General features: G+C 49.2%; 1 protein-coding gene. It reads right to left on the bottom strand.

Translation table 11 applies throughout. The annotated features are described in order from the left end of the window. Window positions 1–1,034: glutamate synthase-related protein (locus R7E42_RS25625; RefSeq protein ID WP_318073329.1), on the bottom strand; the 1,034-nt coding region annotated here is incomplete at both ends.

Raw genomic sequence — 1,034 nt, 5'->3', positions numbered from 1 at the left:
AAAATAGTGGATGACCTTCGGCTGAAATAGGAGCTTCTAAGATGTTTGATAGATCCAACTTGGTTTGCTTCGCAGTGAATCCCTCGACGGCTTCAAGTAAATCAGTACGACCAATTAAGTCTGTCAGTTTCTCTACGCCAAGTTCTGCGAGTAACTCACGTACTTCATCGGCAAGGCCAGTAAAATAGTTCATTACCATTTCAGGTAAGCCTTTAAAGTACTCTTTACGAAGGGTTTCATCTTGAGTTGCCACACCCGTTGCACAGTTGTTCAAGTGGCAAATACGTAAGAATTTACAACCCATAGCAACCATTGGTGCGGTACCAAATCCGAAGCTTTCCGCACCAAGAATCGCGGCCTTAACAACATCTAGCCCTGTTTTTAACCCGCCATCTACTTGAAGACGAATCTTATGGCGAAGGCCATTTGCAACCAGTGCTTGTTGAGTTTCTGCGAGGCCAAGTTCCCAAGGACTACCCGCGTATTTCACCGAAGTCAGTGGACTTGCGGCTGTACCGCCATCGTAACCTGAGATAGTGATGAGGTCGGCGTAAGCTTTTGCGACCCCTGTGGCTATGGTGCCAACACCAGGCTCGGAGACGAGTTTCACCGAAACCAGGGCATTCGGGTTGACTTGTTTTAGGTCGAAGATCAGCTGGGCTAAATCCTCGATCGAATAAATATCATGATGTGGAGGAGGGGAGATTAACGTCACCCCTTGCACCGAGTAACGCAGCTTGGCGATTTCTGCCGTGACTTTGTGCCCTGGTAGCTGACCACCTTCACCAGGTTTAGCTCCTTGCGCAACCTTGATTTGCAGTACGTCAGCATTGGTTAGGTAATGAGGCGTAACCCCAAAACGGCCTGACGCGATCTGCTTGATTCGCGAGTTACGCTCGGTGCCAAAACGACGAGGATCTTCACCACCTTCACCAGAGTTAGAGTAACCACCAAGACGGTTCATCGCTGTTGCAAGTGCTTCGTGTGCCTCTGGGCTCAACGCTCCGATAGACATGGCGGCAGAATCAAAACGT

This window comes from Vibrio sp. Vb1337, assembly GCF_033338715.1.
In the GTDB taxonomy this organism is placed as follows: Bacteria; Pseudomonadota; Gammaproteobacteria; order Enterobacterales; family Vibrionaceae; genus Vibrio; species Vibrio alginolyticus.
This window is presented reverse-complemented; position numbering and strand designations above follow the sequence as displayed.